This window comes from Anaerofustis sp. LCP19S3_F7 (assembly GCF_052119445.1).
Taxonomy (GTDB): domain Bacteria; phylum Bacillota; class Clostridia; order Eubacteriales; family Anaerofustaceae; genus Anaerofustis; species Anaerofustis butyriciformans.
This window is the reverse complement of the sequence record NZ_JBQKFF010000005.1, coordinates 36,318-51,959: the sequence shown is the minus strand read 5'-3', so window position 1 is coordinate 51,959 and position 15,642 is coordinate 36,318. Positions and strand designations below refer to the sequence as shown.

The following is a 15,642-nucleotide window of genomic DNA, read 5'->3' as shown; positions in this document are numbered from 1 at the left end:
AAAAGGCAAAACAATATATAAAAAAATATCTTTTTGCCACAGAAAGCTGGACACTGGAAGAAATCAAAATTTTTTCAGATATGAATTTTATATTTGACGAAGACAGAACTGAGCTTTTTATTTTAGCATGGGAAAACATGGAAAAATATAAAAACTATCCAAACTTTAAAATAAATCTTTCCCATTTACTTATAAATAACATATATTATTTATTCATAGAAAAAGAATATAACATAATAAAATCAGTAATAAAAAGATTAAAAGAGATAAGAGAAGATATAACAATGTTACACTGGAATGTACTTACAATGTATTTTGAAGGAATATATTTATATATTGTAAATAAGGAAGAAAAAGGAATAATAAAAATTAATGAAGCAAAAAAGATTTTATATTTAACAAATCAATTTGAAATGATTAATATGTTGAATGAATGCTTTAATGTAATAAAAAATAAAAAGCAGTAAAAACTGCTTTTTATTTTTATTGTTCGTCAACATCTATAATATTATCATTTTGGTTTTCTTAATTATATTGGTTGTATTGATTATTATAGTTTGTTTGTCCATATGGATTAGATTGCATCATGTTTATGGCATTCATTAATTTTAATACATTCTTTTCTTTTGTTTTACCCATAATCATAAACCAGTCTATTATAGTCCAAATACCACATCCACCGCCTGTAAGAAGTTTTAATACACCAAGTCCAACTTCACCAAGCATCATTCTATCAACACCAAGACCTCCAACGAATAAAGAAACAACCAACATTACAACAGGTGATTTAAACTGCATTGTTGATAATTGCACGAAACATTCATCAGGAAGTACTTGCAATCTTTCTCTTATTAACATCATATTTTCTTCTGGAAAATATTCAGCATTTGACATTAAAAACATATCTACTTTATTTTGTTCCATAACTTTTTCCTCTCATTCTACCTGTATATCGTAATTTAAGTATATAATGGTTAAAGGTTTTATGTCAATAAAAACCTTTATTATTTAGTTTTTCTTAAGAAATGGAAAAGGATAGTTTGACTAAAAAAATTTTTTATATTATATTAAAATAAAAACAGAAAGTATATTAAATTATATTATCTATGAAAAAGAAAAATATCAAAAAATACATTATAATTTTAACGGTAATAACATTATATGCTTTTATTATTCATATAACAAAAATAAACTGTCCTATACGATACATTATAGGACTACCTTGCCCTTTTTGCGGGACAACAAGAGCATTAATTTCTTTTTTGAATGGTAATATAAAACAAGCTTTTTATTATCATCCTTTATTTATATTATCTATTCCTTTTTTAATTTTACTTATTACTTCTAACGAAAAGTATTTTTTAAAAATGAATAGGAAAACCAGAACTTACATTCTTTCTTTTATTGCTATTTTATATATTGTTACATATATTATAAGAATGATATTTTTTTATATTCCTTAATAAAATATTACAAATATTAAGAATTAATTAACTTTATGTTTTTTTGATGTTTATAAGAAAGTGTTGTGATATAATAAGAAAAAATTTTTATTACATACTTTTCAAATAGGGAAAAAATAAGAGTCCTGCATTTTATGCAGGACTCTTATTTTATATAAAATTCATCTCAACTTTTAATATCTTTTCTGTTTGATAAAATTTTTTCTATAGTATTCACACATGAATCAGTATCAGATAATATATCTTTTCCCCAAAATCTAATTACTTCCCATCCTAATGAAGCAAGTTTGTTATTTACTTCTTTATCTCTTTCTATATTTCTCGAAATTTTTTTTATCCAATAATCTTTATTTTTTGTGTTTTGCAATCTTTTTTGCAATAATTTCCAGTCTTTTCCATGGAAAAATTCACTATCACAAAAAACTACTACTTTATCTTTTATAAAAACTATATCAGGTTTACCAGGCAGCTTTGCATAATTCTTCCTATAACGATACCCTTTTTCCCACAGAGCTTTTCTTAATACTAATTCTATTTTAGTATCTTTATATTTAATATTTTTCATATTTTTCCTTCTCTGTTCTACAGTTAAATTATCGGACATTTTATCTCTCCTAAATTCTATTTTATTGCTTTTAAAATATTTAATGCAATTCTATTAATAACAGGAACGCATACAGAATTTCCAGCCTGTTTATATAAACGTGTATCGCTTTGATCTTGTGGGAGAATATAACTTTTAGGGAAACCTTGTGCATTAAAACATTCTCGAGGTGTCATTTTTCTTAATCCAAATTTAGTTTTAACTATACAAACATTATGTCCTCCTTCGCCTTGATTTGCTGTTAACGTTGGAACAACCCCACTCTTATTCTGTCTGACATATTTTCTTCTCCATTGATAAATTGAAGGATTATTTAAATCTTCATTTTTTGTTGCCTCTACTAACTGTTCATAAATATCGCCTTTATATTTTCCCTTTGTATAATAATATTTTTCGTCAACCTTACCAGTAAAATCTATAATATCTTTTACATCGACCGTCAATGGTATTGGAAGAGGCCAAGTAAATTTATTAAAATCATCAATATCACGAAATGCAACTATATATATACGTTCTCTATTTTGTGGAATATTTCCAAAATTCATAGCATTTAATACCTGATATGTATAATAATATCCAAGTTTACTTAGTTCTTCACATATTACTCTAAAAGTATTTCCTTTATCATGTCCTACTAGATTTTTTACATTTTCAAATAATGCAACCCTTGGCTTTTTAGATTTTAACATACGTATTAATTCAAAAAAAAGTTCTCCTCTCCCCTTCTCATCTTTAAACCCCTGTCTATAACCTGCTATAGAAAAAGCCTGACAAGGAAATCCTCCTATTATGACATCAACCTGAGGAACGTCCTTAACAGAAACACAATGTATATCTCTTTTATCTACGGATATTGATGGAAAATTTAGTTCAAAAGTCTCACTCGCATATTTATCAAATTCATTAGCATATATTGTCTTATATTCTCCAGTCTGTTCAAAACCTAAATCAATCCCGCCGATACCTGCAAAAAATGATGCTACATTATACATACTAAATTTTACTCCTTTTTTTAATTATAGATATATTAACATAGATTGCGGCGCGTTGCAATAATACACATAAAAAAAGACAGAGACAAAACTCTCTACCTTTCATTTATTTGTTTAAAAACCTATTATATTCTTTTGATAATCTATTATATGCTTTACATTTTCGAATATCAAAAATAATATCGGGATCTAAATTTTTTTCTTCTACAAACAATTTCTGTAAACTTACATGAGGTCTTCTTCCTTGATTTTTTTGATCTTGTATGGTTTCTTTTTTATTTGCGGGATAACGTCCAAAATCTTCTGAATTAATTTTTAAATTATAAATATAAAGTAAATTATCATCTAATTTAAATCTTAAAAATACTAAATTATCAAATTTACATTTTGGACCAAATGAAGATAAATCTCCGTCAAACCGAGAAGTTGCTTTAAATTCAATTTTTTCCCCAGTTTCAGGGTCTGTAGCATCTCCAGATTCATCTCCTCTATTCCATAAATAATTTAAACAATAACACCCCATAGGTTCACTTATTGCATCAGGCATATTTATTCCCCTATGACTATTATTAGAAATATATGTGTTTAAATCTTTCCATTTAAAATAAGCATTACATGTTTCATCTATTCTTGCTTCATCAATTTTTATATGACCAAATTCATTATATATAACCATATTACCTGTTAGAGTGCTTTATCCCTGTGATATAATTATAACATAAAAAATAACACAAACAAAATTACTTTTGCATGTGTTATTTTTATAAAATATTCAATAACATTATATTAGCATATATTTGTAAATGATAATATATGCTATTTAACAACTATATTATAAATTCTTCCAGGTACATAAATTTCCTTAACGATTTTCTTTCCTTCAGGAATATTTTGTACAGCTTTTTGAGCATGTACTGCTTCTTTAACTTCTTCTTCAGAAGCATTTCTGTCTACAACTACTTTACCTTTGAATTTACCATTAACTTGAATTGGAATTTCAATTTCATCGGCAATTGTTTTTTCTTCATCATATTCAGGCCAAGAAGCTTGATGTAAGTATCCTTCAAATCCTGCTCTTTGCCATAATTCTTCTGTTAGATGAGGAGCAACAGGGTTAAGTAAAATAAGGAATGTTCTAAATTCTGCTTTATTTATTTTTCCTTTGTCATAAACTTCATTTGTTAATTTCATAAGTTGAGCTATTGCAGTGTTAAATTTAAGAGTTTCATAATCTTCACTTACTTTCTTAATAGTTTGATGCATTAAAGTAGTAAGTTCTTTAGAATATTCTTCTCCGTCAACCACTAAATCTTCCATTTTAGCAACTCTGTCTAAGAATCTCTTACAACCCTTAACTCCGTTTTCACTCCATGGAGCAACTTTTTCAAAGTCCCCTATAAACATTTCATATGTTCTTAAAGTATCAGCACCGAATTCGTCTACAACTTCATCAGGGTTAACTACATTACCTTTTGATTTAGACATCTTTTCATGATTTTCACCTAAAATCATACCATGACTTGTTCTCTTTTGATAAGGTTCTTTTGTATTTACAACTCCTATATCATATAAGAATTTATGCCAGAAACGAGAGTATAACAAGTGAAGTGTAGTATGTTCCATACCACCATTATACCAATCTACATTCATCCAATATTTAATAGCTTCTTCGCTTGCAAGAGCTTCATCATTATCAGGATCTGTATATCTTAAATAATACCAGCTTGAACCGGCCCATTGAGGCATTGTGTCAGTTTCTCTTTCAGCATCAGCACCACATTTAGGACATTTAACCTTATACCACTCAGGCATATTTTTAAGTGGACTTTCACCGTCATCAGTTGGTTTATAATCTTTTACATCTGGAAGTGTAAGAGGAAGTTCGCTTTCATCAAGCGGAACGAATCCACAGTGAGGACAGTTTATAATTGGAATAGGTTCTCCCCAATATCTTTGACGAGAGAATACCCAGTCACGAAGTTTGAAGTTAGTTTTTCTTCTTCCGATTCCTCTTTCTTCAACGATTTGTGTCATTTTTTCTTTTGCTTCTTTAATATCTAAACCATCAATTAATGGAGAATTTACAAGCTTACCGTCTCCTGTGTAGGCTTCTTTTTCAATATCTCCGCCACTTACAACTTCAACGATAGGTAAATCGAATACTTTTGCAAATTCATAGTCTCTTGTATCATGAGCAGGTACAGCCATAATTGCACCTGTTCCGTATGTCATAAGTACATAATCAGAAGCAAAAACGCTTATTTCTTTTCCTGTAATAGGATTTATAGCACTTACGCCTTCAAGTTTTACACCTGTTTTTTCTTTATTAAGTTCTGTTCTTTCAAAATCAGATTTCTTAGCAGCTTCTTCTTTATATTCAACTACTTTATCATAATTTGTTATTTTATCTTTTAATGTTTCGATTACAGGATGTTCAGGAGATATAACCATATATGTTGCACCGTAAATTGTATCAGGTCTTGTTGTATATACAGTTAAATTTTCATCACTGTCTTTAATTTTAAAATTAATTTCAGCACCATAACTTCTGCCAATCCAGTTCTTTTGACTTGATTTTACTCTGTCAATAAAGTCAAGATCATCTAAATCATCAATAAGTCTGTCTGCATATTCAGTAATTTTAAGCATCCATTGATTTTTAACTTTTCTTACAACTTCTCCCCCACATCTTTCGCAAACGCCGTTTACGACTTCTTCATTTGCAAGACCAACTTTACAGCTTGTACAGAAGTTTATTGGGAATTCTTTCTTATAAGCAAGTCCTTTTTTAAATAATTGTAAGAAAATCCATTGTGTCCATTTATAATATTTTGGATCTGTTGTATCAATTTCTCTTTGCCAATCAAAAGAGTAACCAAGAGATTTTAGTTGTCTTTTGAAGTTAGCAATATTGTTTTTTGTAACAATTGCAGGATGAACACCTGTTTTGATTGCATAGTTTTCTGTTGGAAGACCAAATGCGTCAAATCCCATTGGGAAAAGTACGTTATATCCTTGCATTCTCTTTTTTCTTGAAACTATATCAAGAGCAGTGTATGGTCTTGGATGACCTACGTGAAGACCTTGTCCTGATGGATAAGGGAATTCAACCAAAGCATAATATTTAGGTTTGTCAAGTCCTGTTACTGCATGGAAACATTGTTCTTTATCCCAAATATCTTGCCATTTTTTTTCTATTTCTTTAAAGTTATAATTGTCCATTTATTTCTCCTTATTTATAACTATTTCGATTTAACATTAACATTTTTATTATAGTTAATTTATGGCACTTAAGTCAACTAAAATGTAATATTTTCTGTTTAATTTATATATTAAATAGGCTTTATTAAACTAATATATATATAAAATCTAATTAATATATAAACTTAATTATTATTTTAACATAAGATTTTATCCAATAAATATTTTATATATTATTGTTTTAAATAAATGCATATATGAAAACTTTTAACCATATATTTTAATATATAAATTATGGAGGTTTTGCATGAATAGAAAAAATATCATATTTATATCCGTTACCGTACTACTTGTTATAATTCTTGCAATTTTTGGGATAATGTCAGGTATGAAAAATAATAAACCGGTAGATATAACAGGAGAATATAAACTTGAAAAAGTTAATGTAGACAAAAAAGAAATCGATTATTCAAATCTAAACTTCTATTATGTTTTTAACAGTGATTATACAGGAAGCATAATCTTTGAGGATGTTAAAAGCGATTTTAAATATGAAATAAAGGAAGAAGATAAACAACTACTTTTAGTAATAAAACAAAATGAGAAAGATGTATTAACTTATGCAGTCACAAAAGAAGAAAAAGGAATAACAATAACCCACGATACTCTGGGAAGTTTATATTTAAAGACCGAAGCCGTTCCGGACAGTTTGAAAAAATAAAAAAAGAAGCATAAGCTTCTTTTTTATTACAAAGTATTATTTTCGCCTTTTTGAATTTCTCCCAAAATATCAAGACCTTTTTTTCTCATAAAATAATTTTGTAAATTCTCTGCACTTGCATTTATAATAAGTTCTTCAGGGAATCCCGCTGCTTCTATTATTCCTCTTGCTCTATCTATTTTACCTACTCCAAGACAAAAATGAGCATCTGAGTTAACAGAAATAGGCACTTCATATTTTTTACATAACTTTGCTATTTCAAGGCAATTTTCTTTGCTTCCCTTTCTTGCATAAAAAGAGTTATTGTTTACTTCAACAACTTTGTCATATTCATTACATTTTGAAATAACTTTTTCATAGTCAAATTTGAATGCAGGAGAACCTAAATGTCCCAAAATATCTACTCTTGGATTTTCAAGTACTTTAAGCATTATTTCAGTAATTCTATCAGGATCTCTTTCAAGGAAAGTTTCATTATGAATTGATGCAACTACATAATCCAAAGTATCAAGCACATGATCTGGAATATCAAGTCTTCCGTCAGGTTGTAATATGTTTGCTTCAGCACCTCTTAAAACATATACGCCTTCAAGAATTCTTGGAATAAACATTTGAAGAGATTGAAAATGCCATTGATGAGCTCCGTCTTCCATTGCAGGACCATGATCTGTATTCCCTATAGCAATATGACCTGCTTTTTTTGCCCCTTTACACATTTCAATAATTGTAGAATATGCATGATGAGATACGTTTGTATGTGTGTGTAAATCTGCTACAATATTCACTTTAAATCACCTAACTTTCTTTTATATATATTTTAATTATATTACCCAAACATCTTTTTTTCAATAAAATATAATGTAAAATATATATGATTATTTTCATATATATAATTTTTCTTGCTAAAAATAAAATTTAATGATATAATGTTTTGCGAATAATTTAAATCAATTTAATATTAAGAAAGAAAAGGTATTATATGCGGAGTAAAAAACTTTATAAGAAGAAACATGGTTCAATGTTTTTCGGCGTATTAAACGGAATTTGTGAATATATAGGGATTGATACAATAATCTTACGTTTTATATTTATACTTTCATGTTTAATTTTTTATGGTATACCATCAATAATGTTATATATCATTTTAGCTTTTATTATTCCAGGTGAAGAAAAGATTGAATATTCAAGTTATGATATAAATTAATAAATGAGGAAACAATGAAAAAGAAATTATATAAAACAAGATACGGAGCAAAATTTTGTGGTGTATTAAAAGGGTTTAGCGAATATTTTAACATTGATGTTACAATACTTAGAACAATATATGTTGTGCTTACCTTACTAACAATGACAATACCATTTGTAATTTTATATTTTGTTCTTTCATGGGTTATGCCGGAAAAAGACACTTTGGGATATGACGATTATGAAATAAGATAAAACACATCAATTTGATGTGTTTTTTTATTTTTATCATTTAAAATATTTTATTGTACATAGCCAATTTATTAAATAAAAAAGACCGCACATGCGGTCTTCATTATTTTTTATTCAAAATCATTTCTATCTCTTCTTGATAAAGAATCCTTTAAGAAATCAGGAATATCTCCCCAATCATTCTTACTTTCTTTCTTTTTAACAGGTTGTTCTTTATCATCATCTGTATCTTCTTCAACTATATCAACAAGTTGTCCATTTTTTGCTTTCATGTTGAAACCTGTTGCGATAATTGTAATTTTAACACTATCTTCTAAGCTTGGATCAATAGCCGCACCAAAGATTACGTTAGCATCAGGATCAGCTTCTTCTCTTGCTATTTCAGCAGCTTTGTTAATTTCAAATAATGATAAGTCTTCCCCACCAGTAATATTAATGATAACGCCCGTTGCACCTTTAATACTTGTTTCTAATAGAGGAGATTTAACAGCTTCAGTAACAGCTTCTACAGCTTTATCTTCACCTGTACCATAACCAACACCCATATGAGCCATTCCTGCATCTTTCATGATTGTCTTAACATCAGAGAAGTCTAAGTTTACAATACCTGTAATACCGATTAAGTCACAGATACCTCTAACCCCTTGTGATAATACATCATCTGCTAATTTTAAAGCATCTTTAAATGTTGTATTTTTATCTGCAAGTGTAAGTAATTTTTCATTTGGAATAACAACTAATGCATCAACATGTTCTCTTAATAGTCTTATACCTAAATCCGAATTAGAAGCTCTAACCTTTCCTTCAAAAGCAAATGGTCTTGTTACAACGGCAATAGTTAAAATACCAAGATCTTTTGCAATTTTTGCAATTACATGGCTTGCTCCTGTACCTGTACCACCACCCATTCCTGCTGTGATGAATAAAAGGTCTGCTCCTTCTACAATTTTCTTTAAATCATCTGTGCTTTCTTCTGCAGATTCTTGTCCAACTTGTGGGTTAGCTCCTGCACCAAGTCCACCTGTTGTTCTTTCTCCGATTTGAACTTTATTTTCACTTAAAGATTCACTCAAAGCTTGTGCATCAGTATTAACAGCAACAAATCTTACGCCTTGAAGTCCTCCTTCTATCATTCTATTTACAGCGTTGTTTCCGCCTCCGCCAACGCCGATTACTCTTATATCAGCAAAATTACCCATATGTATATCTTCCATTTCGTATGGCATAATAACTCCTCCTAAACATAGTAAACTAATTATATTCTATTTTAATATTATTTTTAAATATATGCAATACTTTTTTATCATTTTTACTACATATCTGACACCATATTTTATATTTTACTATATATTGGGTTTACTCCTTCAATAAGCTCTACTTTCTGCTTCATATCCATATTTTGTATGAAATATTTTATAAAATCTTCATGATATGAAAACGCAGTATAACTTGCAAATTGAATAACGCTTCCGTTTGTAAAATATAAATTGTATTCTCCATCTTTATTTACATAAAATTGAGAAACATTTTTTAACAGTTCATTTTCTTTTAAAAATTCAAATACTTGTTTTAGTGTTTGAATTTTCATATCATCCATTTCAAATAAGTTGGTTCCTTCTTCAATATCTTTAACCTCTATGCCGGTTACAATCGGAACATCATACCTCACTAAAGTATTTGAAGAAGATATAACTTTTCCATCTTCATCTACATCATAATATGTTTTACTTTGTTGTAGAATAAAAAAAGGAGATTTTTCTTCAATATCTATAACAATGGTATTAGGATATTTCCTATGTATATTTGCTTTTTTTACAACAATTATTTGTTCAATTGCTTCTTCGGCTTTTGACGCAGAAAAAGAATAAATATTCTCTCCTTCCAAAATACCGCTTCTGGCAATAATCTCCTCTTTTGTAGCAATTTGATTATTTTCAACTTCAATACTTTCTATATTAAATAAATCCGATGTAGTTACAAAAATAGCCCCAATTACAACAATTAAAAGTACAAAAATAATAAGAAGTGATTTAGAATTAAAAAACCTGCTTCTTCTTTTTCTTCTTTTTTTTCTTGGTCTGTACGTTTTAGCTTCATAATAGCTTCTGTTCATAACTACACCTTAATTTTTTTTATTTTTCCTCCAAGAGAATTGATTAAAATATCTATATTTTCATAACCTCTTTCAATATGATGTATATCACTAACTATACTTTTTCCTTCTGCCGCCAAAGCAGCAATAACAAGGCTTGCACCACCTCTTAAATCCGGAGCATATACCTGTGCACCGCAAAGATTATCTACACCTTCAATCACAAGAGTGCTTCCCTTTACATTCATTTTTGCACCCATTCTTATAAGCTCCAAAGTATACTTAAATCGGTTTTCAAATATTGTTTCGTTAATTATGCTTACCCCATTTGCAATTGATAGCATTGCTCCCATTTGAGACTGCATATCTGTAGGGAAACCTGGATAAGGAAGAGTAATAAGAGATTTCAAAGGCTTAATATTATCACTGCCTCTTACCAAAATTCCGTCACTGTAAATTTTAAAATTTTCACCTGTTTCAAGAAGTTTGTAATAAACAGCTTTCATAGTATCAAGCTTTGCATTTTTTATAAAGAAACTTGAAGAGGTCATATTTGCAAGACACATAAAAGTCCCACATACTATTCTGTCACTCATTATTGTATATTCGGTATTTTTTAAGCTTCTAACCCCTTCTATATATACAGTATTTCCTCCTGCACCGTAAACTCTAGCTCCCATACTGTTTAGGAAATTTTGCAAATCAATTATCTCAGGTTCTTTTGCAGGATTTCCTATTGCCGTAACTCCATCTGCCAAAACAGAAGCAAGAATAATATTTTCCGTTACTCCGACACTTGGGAAATCAAGCTGAATATTTCTGCCTTTAATTTTTTTCCCTTTTAAGGTAATTATTCCATTCTCCTCTATCATAACACACCCAAGTTGTTTTAAAGCCTTAATATGTAAATCTATGGGTCTAAGTCCTATATCACAACCACCAGGCATAGAAAAACTACATTCCCTTTCAAGAGATAATACAGCTCCCATTAAAATAAGAGAAGAGCGCATTTTCCTTAAAAGTTTATCATTTAATTTTACTTTATTTATATCTTTAGAATTAACAATTACACTATGACCTTTCTTTTCGACATAACAGCCTAAATCATTAAGCATTTCAATCATAGTATTTACATCTTCTATATCGGGAACATTATGAATAATACTTTCCGATTTATTTAAAACCGATGCTGCCAAAATAGGTAAAGCAGCATTTTTGCATCCCTGTAAATCAATCTCACCGCTTAATCTTTTCCCGCCTTCAATAACGAAACTTTCCATAAACTACCTCCAAAGCCATTTAGTTTATAATATTCATATTATTTTATTATTGTGAATACATAGCTTTGAAGGTTATATAATTTTTATTTGTTTTTAGTAAGCTTTTCCACTTCATCGACAATACGTTCTGCACTGTCTTTTATTGATAGAAGTTTTGACATATAACTCATTTGTTTAAAATAACTTTCGTTACATATAATCTTCTTAACTTCATCAATAAGTCTGTCCCCGTTTAATTCATCATCAAGTATCATAATACCTGCACCGGCACTTTCTACTTCTTCAGCATTTTTTCTTTGATGATCATCGGCAGCCAACGGATAAGGAACATATATTCCCGCTAATCCAACATATGTAATTTCTGCAATGGCACCTGCCCCACTTCTTGCAATAACAAGATCAGCAGCATTTAAAAGTACAGGCATATCATAAACATAATCTTTTATTTCAACGTTATGAATTTCTCCGAAATTCAATCCTCTTTTCTTTGCATTTTCAAGGAAATCTTCATATCCGTTTTTACCGGTTACATGACAAATATAGATATCATCATCATTTTTATATTCATCAATTAAAGAAAGCATGGCATCATTTAAATTTTTAGCACCAAGGCTTCCCCCGAAGCATACTATAACTTTTTTATCAGGATCTATTTCCAAAGTCTTTCTCGCAATATCCCTGTTATATAACCCAAACTCTCTCCTTACTGGATTACCTGTATATACAACCCTTTCAGGATGTTTTACATATTCTTTTGTATTTTCAAAACTTGAACACACGATGTCTGCCCATTTTGAAAGTGTTCTTGTTGTAAATCCGGGAACAGCATTTTGTTCATGTATAAGAGTAGGTTTTCCTTTCAAAGCTCCTGCTAATACAACAGGACCTGATACAAATCCTCCCGTACCTATAACAATATCAGGATTAAAACTCTTTACAAGTTTTCTTGCATCATTATATCCTCTAAACATTTTGAAAAACACAGATAATTTTTTTAATTTAGAATAGTATCTTTCAAAACCGTATATTCTTATGTTGTTAAGTTCATAACCTGCCTTTGGAACTATATCTGCTTCCATGCAGTCATTTCTTCCTGCAAATACAATTTCAGCATCAGGATGTTCATATTTTATTTGATTTGCTATGGCAACAGCAGGATAAATATGTCCGCCTGTTCCACCGCCTGCAATTAAAATTTTCATCTTTTTTTCCTCTCTATAAGAACAATATTATATAATTCTTAATTATATAATTCTTAATTATATTTTGATAAATATAAAATTAAAAAACTATTAAATAACTTTATTTTATAAAAGGATTAATTTTAACATTAATCCTTTATATAAAAATTATTTTCCATAATTTACTTATATACGGCAGTGTTTTGATATATTAAGAACTACCCCCATACCGCACATCAGAGAAATAAGTGAGGAAGCACCCGCACTTACAAAAGGAAGAGGCATACCTGTTACAGGTAAAAGCGCTGTTGCAACACCGATATTGATAAACACCTGCATTCCAAGCAACCCTGCCATTCCCCCACTAAATAACATTGAGAAAGAATCCGGAGCATTTAAAGCTATAACGATACATCTCCATATTAAAAATAAATATACCGCAATAAGTATTATCCCGCAAATCAGCCCCATTTCTTCTCCTATATGAGCAAAAATAAAGTCATTTTGAGGTTCCGGCATAAAAAGAAGTTTTGCTTTTCCTTCTCCAAATCCTCTACCAAGTAAACCTCCAGAACCAAGAGCCATTAAAGACTGACAAATCTGCCAACCTGAACCTTGTATATCTGCCCATGGATCTAAGAAAGTAAGCATTCTGGTAATTCTCCAAGGAGTAGTTATAATCATAAATACAATACCTACAACACCAAGTCCCGCAACAGGAATAAACCATTTTAAATTCATTCCACCGATTATTAACATACCTACAATAAGTGCACCTATAATTGTTGCAGTACTAAGGTTAGGTTCCAAAGCTATAAGTCCGCAAACAATCATTGCAAGACCTATATAAGGTAAAATTCCGTATTTAAAAGTTCCTATAAGTTCTTTTTTCTTTTCAATTGAATAAGACAAATATAAGATAAGTGCAACCTTTGTAAATTCACTTGGTTGAATCGTACCGATTTTTATATCAATCCATCTTTTTGCACCGTTAACATCAACACCTATAAACAAAACCAAAATAAGAAGTAATATTGCACCTATCATTACCATTGGTGCAAAATGTTTTACCACTTTATAATCTATATTTGAAATAGTAATCATAAGAATGGTTCCTATGATGGCAAATATAAGCTGCTTTGTAAAATAGGAAAAAGGACTTCCTTCAAGGCCTGAATTATACATACTTGCAGAAAAAATAGATATTATCCCAAAAACAGTTAAACCTATTACCGTAAGAAGAAGCCAATAATCCATTGTCCCTTTTCTTTTTCTTACTTCTCTCATATAATTATCCTTTCAGTTTGTTTACGTATTCTTTAAATACTCTTCCCCTTTGCTCATAATCATCAAACATATCAAAGCTTGAAGTAGCAGGAGAAAGAAGAACACATTCCCCTTCATTTGCAAGTTTTGTAGCTTCTTCACAAGCTTTAATAAAATCATCTTCTACAACAACGTAATTTTTATATCCATATTTATCAAATGTATCCTTTATTTTGTTTTTTACAACTCCATAAAGAACACTACATTTAATATTATCATTAAGGTTTTGTGCCAAATCGTCGAAAGGTGTCTGTTTGTCATAACCTCCAAGCATTAAAACCGTTTTTTTCTTCATTGCCTTTATTGCCGTTACTGTTGCATCTACATTTGTACCTTTAGAATCATTTATATATTCTATTCCATCAACCGTATCAACATATTCAATTCTATGTTCAACACTTTTGAAATTTTCTAAGGTATTAACAAGATTTTCTTTTTTTACGCCTTTTACAATTCCTGCCAAAGATGCACACATAACATTCATTACATTGTGAAGTCCATATAATTTAAGCTTATTTATGTTTATAAGCTCAAAAACTTCGCCTTTAAAGTTAATCATTATATTTTCGTTTTCCAAATATGCGTTTGCATCTTTATCGTCTTTTGTAGTAAAAGTCAAAACATTGCTTTTAGCTTTTTTACTAAGTTCCATTACAACATTATCTTCTTTATTTACGATAAGATAATCATTTTCGTCTTGATTTAAAAATACGTTTCCTTTAACTCTGACATATTCTTCAAAACTTCCGTGTCTTTCCAAATGGTCAGGAGTAATATTTGTAATTATAGCAACATTAGGTTTAAACTTATCTGTCATTTCAAGTTGATATGAACTTATCTCAAGAGAATAAACGCTGTTTTCATCTCCCTTTGCCGCATCGTTAATAAATGCATCTCCGATATTTCCGTTTACATATGTTTCATATCTGGCATTTTTAAATATTTCACCAACAAGTGTAGTAGTTGTTGTCTTACCGTTTGTACCTGTTATTGCAACTTTATAACCTTTGCAAAAGCTGTTTGCAAATTCAAATTCACTGTATACGGGAATATTGTTTTTCTTCGCTGTAACAATAGGAAAAGCCTTTGGAGGAACAGATGGTGAAACTATAACCATTTCACACTCTTTTATTTCCTCTTCACTTGGTTGTCTTCCAAGAATAAATTTAATATTTTCATCACCAACCAAAGTGTCTATTCCAAATCCAAGCTTTGCTATATCTTCATATTCTTTTGTATCTGTTAAATATACTTTCTTATTTTGAGATGAAAGAAATCTTGAAACGGAAACACCGCTTCTGCCTCCACCTACAACCATATATATTCCATTTTTTAATTCCATTTT

Annotated in this window: 16 protein-coding genes and 1 pseudogene; 5 read left to right on the top strand and 12 right to left on the bottom strand. The window is 29.6% G+C overall.

The annotated features are described in order from the left end of the window. Positions 1-14: 14 nt before the first annotated feature. Positions 15-467 (top strand): annotated as a pseudogene (locus ACTQYZ_RS06460) (Rgg family transcriptional regulator); the annotation flags it as partial. Between the two features lie 58 nt (positions 468-525). On the opposite strand, the gene ACTQYZ_RS06455 reads toward ACTQYZ_RS06460, so the two are convergent. Further along, entirely contained in the window at positions 526-924 is a 399-nt protein-coding gene (locus ACTQYZ_RS06455; protein WP_441022188.1) for a TM2 domain-containing protein, read from the bottom strand. A gap of 182 nt (positions 925-1,106) precedes the next feature. Between ACTQYZ_RS06455 and ACTQYZ_RS06450 the strand changes: the two genes are divergently transcribed. Further along, positions 1,107-1,463, top strand: coding sequence for a DUF2752 domain-containing protein (locus ACTQYZ_RS06450; RefSeq protein WP_441022190.1), 357 nt, complete (start codon positions 1,107-1,109; stop codon positions 1,461-1,463). Positions 1,464-1,629: 166 nt separating this feature from the next. Here the strand turns inward: ACTQYZ_RS06450 and ACTQYZ_RS06445 are convergent, their stop codons facing one another. The 4 genes from ACTQYZ_RS06445 to leuS form a co-directional block, all read right to left on the bottom strand. Next, positions 1,630-2,067 carry a very short patch repair endonuclease gene (locus tag ACTQYZ_RS06445; RefSeq protein ID WP_441416242.1) on the bottom strand — a complete coding sequence of 146 codons (438 nt, stop codon included), beginning with the start codon at positions 2,065-2,067 and terminating at the stop codon, positions 1,630-1,632. A gap of 17 nt (positions 2,068-2,084) precedes the next feature. Beyond that, positions 2,085-3,059, bottom strand: a complete 975-nt coding sequence (locus ACTQYZ_RS06440) for a DNA cytosine methyltransferase (RefSeq protein ID WP_441416241.1) — start codon at positions 3,057-3,059, stop codon at positions 2,085-2,087. Positions 3,060-3,165: 106 nt separating this feature from the next. Next, complete coding sequence (locus tag ACTQYZ_RS06435) at positions 3,166-3,735, bottom strand: Bsp6I family type II restriction endonuclease (RefSeq protein ID WP_441416240.1); 570 nt, start codon at positions 3,733-3,735, stop codon at positions 3,166-3,168. A gap of 140 nt (positions 3,736-3,875) precedes the next feature. After that, positions 3,876-6,281, bottom strand: a complete 2,406-nt coding sequence (leuS, locus tag ACTQYZ_RS06430; protein ID WP_441416239.1) for a leucine--tRNA ligase — start codon at positions 6,279-6,281, stop codon at positions 3,876-3,878. Positions 6,282-6,567: 286 nt separating this feature from the next. On the opposite strand from leuS, the gene ACTQYZ_RS06425 reads away from it, so the two are divergent. Next, positions 6,568-6,981 (top strand): hypothetical protein, encoded by a 414-nt coding sequence (locus tag ACTQYZ_RS06425; protein ID WP_441022194.1) that lies wholly within the window; start codon positions 6,568-6,570, stop codon positions 6,979-6,981. A gap of 26 nt (positions 6,982-7,007) precedes the next feature. Here the strand turns inward: ACTQYZ_RS06425 and ACTQYZ_RS06420 are convergent, their stop codons facing one another. Then, positions 7,008-7,766 carry a phosphatase gene (locus tag ACTQYZ_RS06420; protein WP_441022196.1) on the bottom strand — a complete coding sequence of 253 codons (759 nt, stop codon included), beginning with the start codon at positions 7,764-7,766 and terminating at the stop codon, positions 7,008-7,010. Between the two features lie 194 nt (positions 7,767-7,960). Here ACTQYZ_RS06420 and ACTQYZ_RS06415 point away from each other — a divergent pair, with 194 nt between their 5' ends. Further along, on the top strand, positions 7,961-8,185 hold the full coding sequence (locus tag ACTQYZ_RS06415) for a PspC domain-containing protein (protein ID WP_441416238.1): 225 nt from the start codon (positions 7,961-7,963) through the stop codon (positions 8,183-8,185). A 14-nt stretch (positions 8,186-8,199) separates the two neighbouring features. Further along, entirely contained in the window at positions 8,200-8,421 is a 222-nt protein-coding gene (locus ACTQYZ_RS06410) for a PspC domain-containing protein (RefSeq protein WP_329379725.1), read from the top strand. A gap of 107 nt (positions 8,422-8,528) precedes the next feature. Here ACTQYZ_RS06410 and ftsZ read toward each other — a convergent pair whose 3' ends face one another. From ftsZ to murD, 6 genes are all read right to left on the bottom strand, one after another. Then, positions 8,529-9,644 (bottom strand): cell division protein FtsZ, encoded by a 1,116-nt coding sequence (gene ftsZ, locus ACTQYZ_RS06405; protein ID WP_441022199.1) that lies wholly within the window; start codon positions 9,642-9,644, stop codon positions 8,529-8,531. 107 nt (positions 9,645-9,751) lie between these two features. Further along, positions 9,752-10,531: a cell division protein FtsQ/DivIB gene (locus tag ACTQYZ_RS06400; RefSeq protein WP_441022201.1), complete on the bottom strand. Its 780-nt coding sequence runs from the start codon at positions 10,529-10,531 to the stop codon at positions 9,752-9,754. Between the two features lie 2 nt (positions 10,532-10,533). After that, positions 10,534-11,790, bottom strand: coding sequence for a UDP-N-acetylglucosamine 1-carboxyvinyltransferase (gene murA / locus ACTQYZ_RS06395; protein WP_441022203.1), 1,257 nt, complete (start codon positions 11,788-11,790; stop codon positions 10,534-10,536). Positions 11,791-11,873: 83 nt separating this feature from the next. Continuing rightward, a complete protein-coding gene (gene murG, locus ACTQYZ_RS06390) occupies positions 11,874-12,992 on the bottom strand; it encodes an undecaprenyldiphospho-muramoylpentapeptide beta-N-acetylglucosaminyltransferase (RefSeq protein ID WP_441022205.1) in 1,119 nt (372 codons plus the stop codon). Positions 12,993-13,157: 165 nt separating this feature from the next. Beyond that, a complete protein-coding gene (gene ftsW, locus ACTQYZ_RS06385; RefSeq protein ID WP_441022207.1) occupies positions 13,158-14,258 on the bottom strand; it encodes a putative lipid II flippase FtsW in 1,101 nt (366 codons plus the stop codon). Positions 14,259-14,262: 4 nt separating this feature from the next. After that, positions 14,263-15,639 (bottom strand): UDP-N-acetylmuramoyl-L-alanine--D-glutamate ligase, encoded by a 1,377-nt coding sequence (murD, locus tag ACTQYZ_RS06380; protein WP_441416237.1) that lies wholly within the window; start codon positions 15,637-15,639, stop codon positions 14,263-14,265. Positions 15,640-15,642: the final 3 nt, after the last annotated feature.

What these genes read in the sequence shown, in the direction of transcription:
- ACTQYZ_RS06450 (WP_441022190.1), top strand. Translation starts at nt 1,107, where the DNA reads ATGAAAAAGAAAAATATCAAAAAATACATTATAATTTTAACGGTAATA.
- ACTQYZ_RS06400 (WP_441022201.1), bottom strand. Translation starts at nt 10,531, where the DNA reads ATGAACAGAAGCTATTATGAAGCTAAAACGTACAGACCAAGAAAAAAA.
- ACTQYZ_RS06415 (WP_441416238.1), top strand. Translation starts at nt 7,961, where the DNA reads ATGCGGAGTAAAAAACTTTATAAGAAGAAACATGGTTCAATGTTTTTC.
- murG (WP_441022205.1), bottom strand. Translation starts at nt 12,992, where the DNA reads ATGAAAATTTTAATTGCAGGCGGTGGAACAGGCGGACATATTTATCCT.
- murD (WP_441416237.1), bottom strand. Translation starts at nt 15,639, where the DNA reads ATGGAATTAAAAAATGGAATATATATGGTTGTAGGTGGAGGCAGAAGC.
- ftsZ (WP_441022199.1), bottom strand. Translation starts at nt 9,644, where the DNA reads ATGCCATACGAAATGGAAGATATACATATGGGTAATTTTGCTGATATA.
- ACTQYZ_RS06425 (WP_441022194.1), top strand. Translation starts at nt 6,568, where the DNA reads ATGAATAGAAAAAATATCATATTTATATCCGTTACCGTACTACTTGTT.
- ftsW (WP_441022207.1), bottom strand. Translation starts at nt 14,258, where the DNA reads ATGAGAGAAGTAAGAAAAAGAAAAGGGACAATGGATTATTGGCTTCTT.
- leuS (WP_441416239.1), bottom strand. Translation starts at nt 6,281, where the DNA reads ATGGACAATTATAACTTTAAAGAAATAGAAAAAAAATGGCAAGATATT.
- ACTQYZ_RS06445 (WP_441416242.1), bottom strand. Translation starts at nt 2,067, where the DNA reads ATGTCCGATAATTTAACTGTAGAACAGAGAAGGAAAAATATGAAAAAT.
- ACTQYZ_RS06435 (WP_441416240.1), bottom strand. Translation starts at nt 3,735, where the DNA reads ATGGTTATATATAATGAATTTGGTCATATAAAAATTGATGAAGCAAGA.
- ACTQYZ_RS06410 (WP_329379725.1), top strand. Translation starts at nt 8,200, where the DNA reads ATGAAAAAGAAATTATATAAAACAAGATACGGAGCAAAATTTTGTGGT.
- ACTQYZ_RS06455 (WP_441022188.1), bottom strand. Translation starts at nt 924, where the DNA reads ATGGAACAAAATAAAGTAGATATGTTTTTAATGTCAAATGCTGAATAT.
- murA (WP_441022203.1), bottom strand. Translation starts at nt 11,790, where the DNA reads ATGGAAAGTTTCGTTATTGAAGGCGGGAAAAGATTAAGCGGTGAGATT.
- ACTQYZ_RS06440 (WP_441416241.1), bottom strand. Translation starts at nt 3,059, where the DNA reads ATGTATAATGTAGCATCATTTTTTGCAGGTATCGGCGGGATTGATTTA.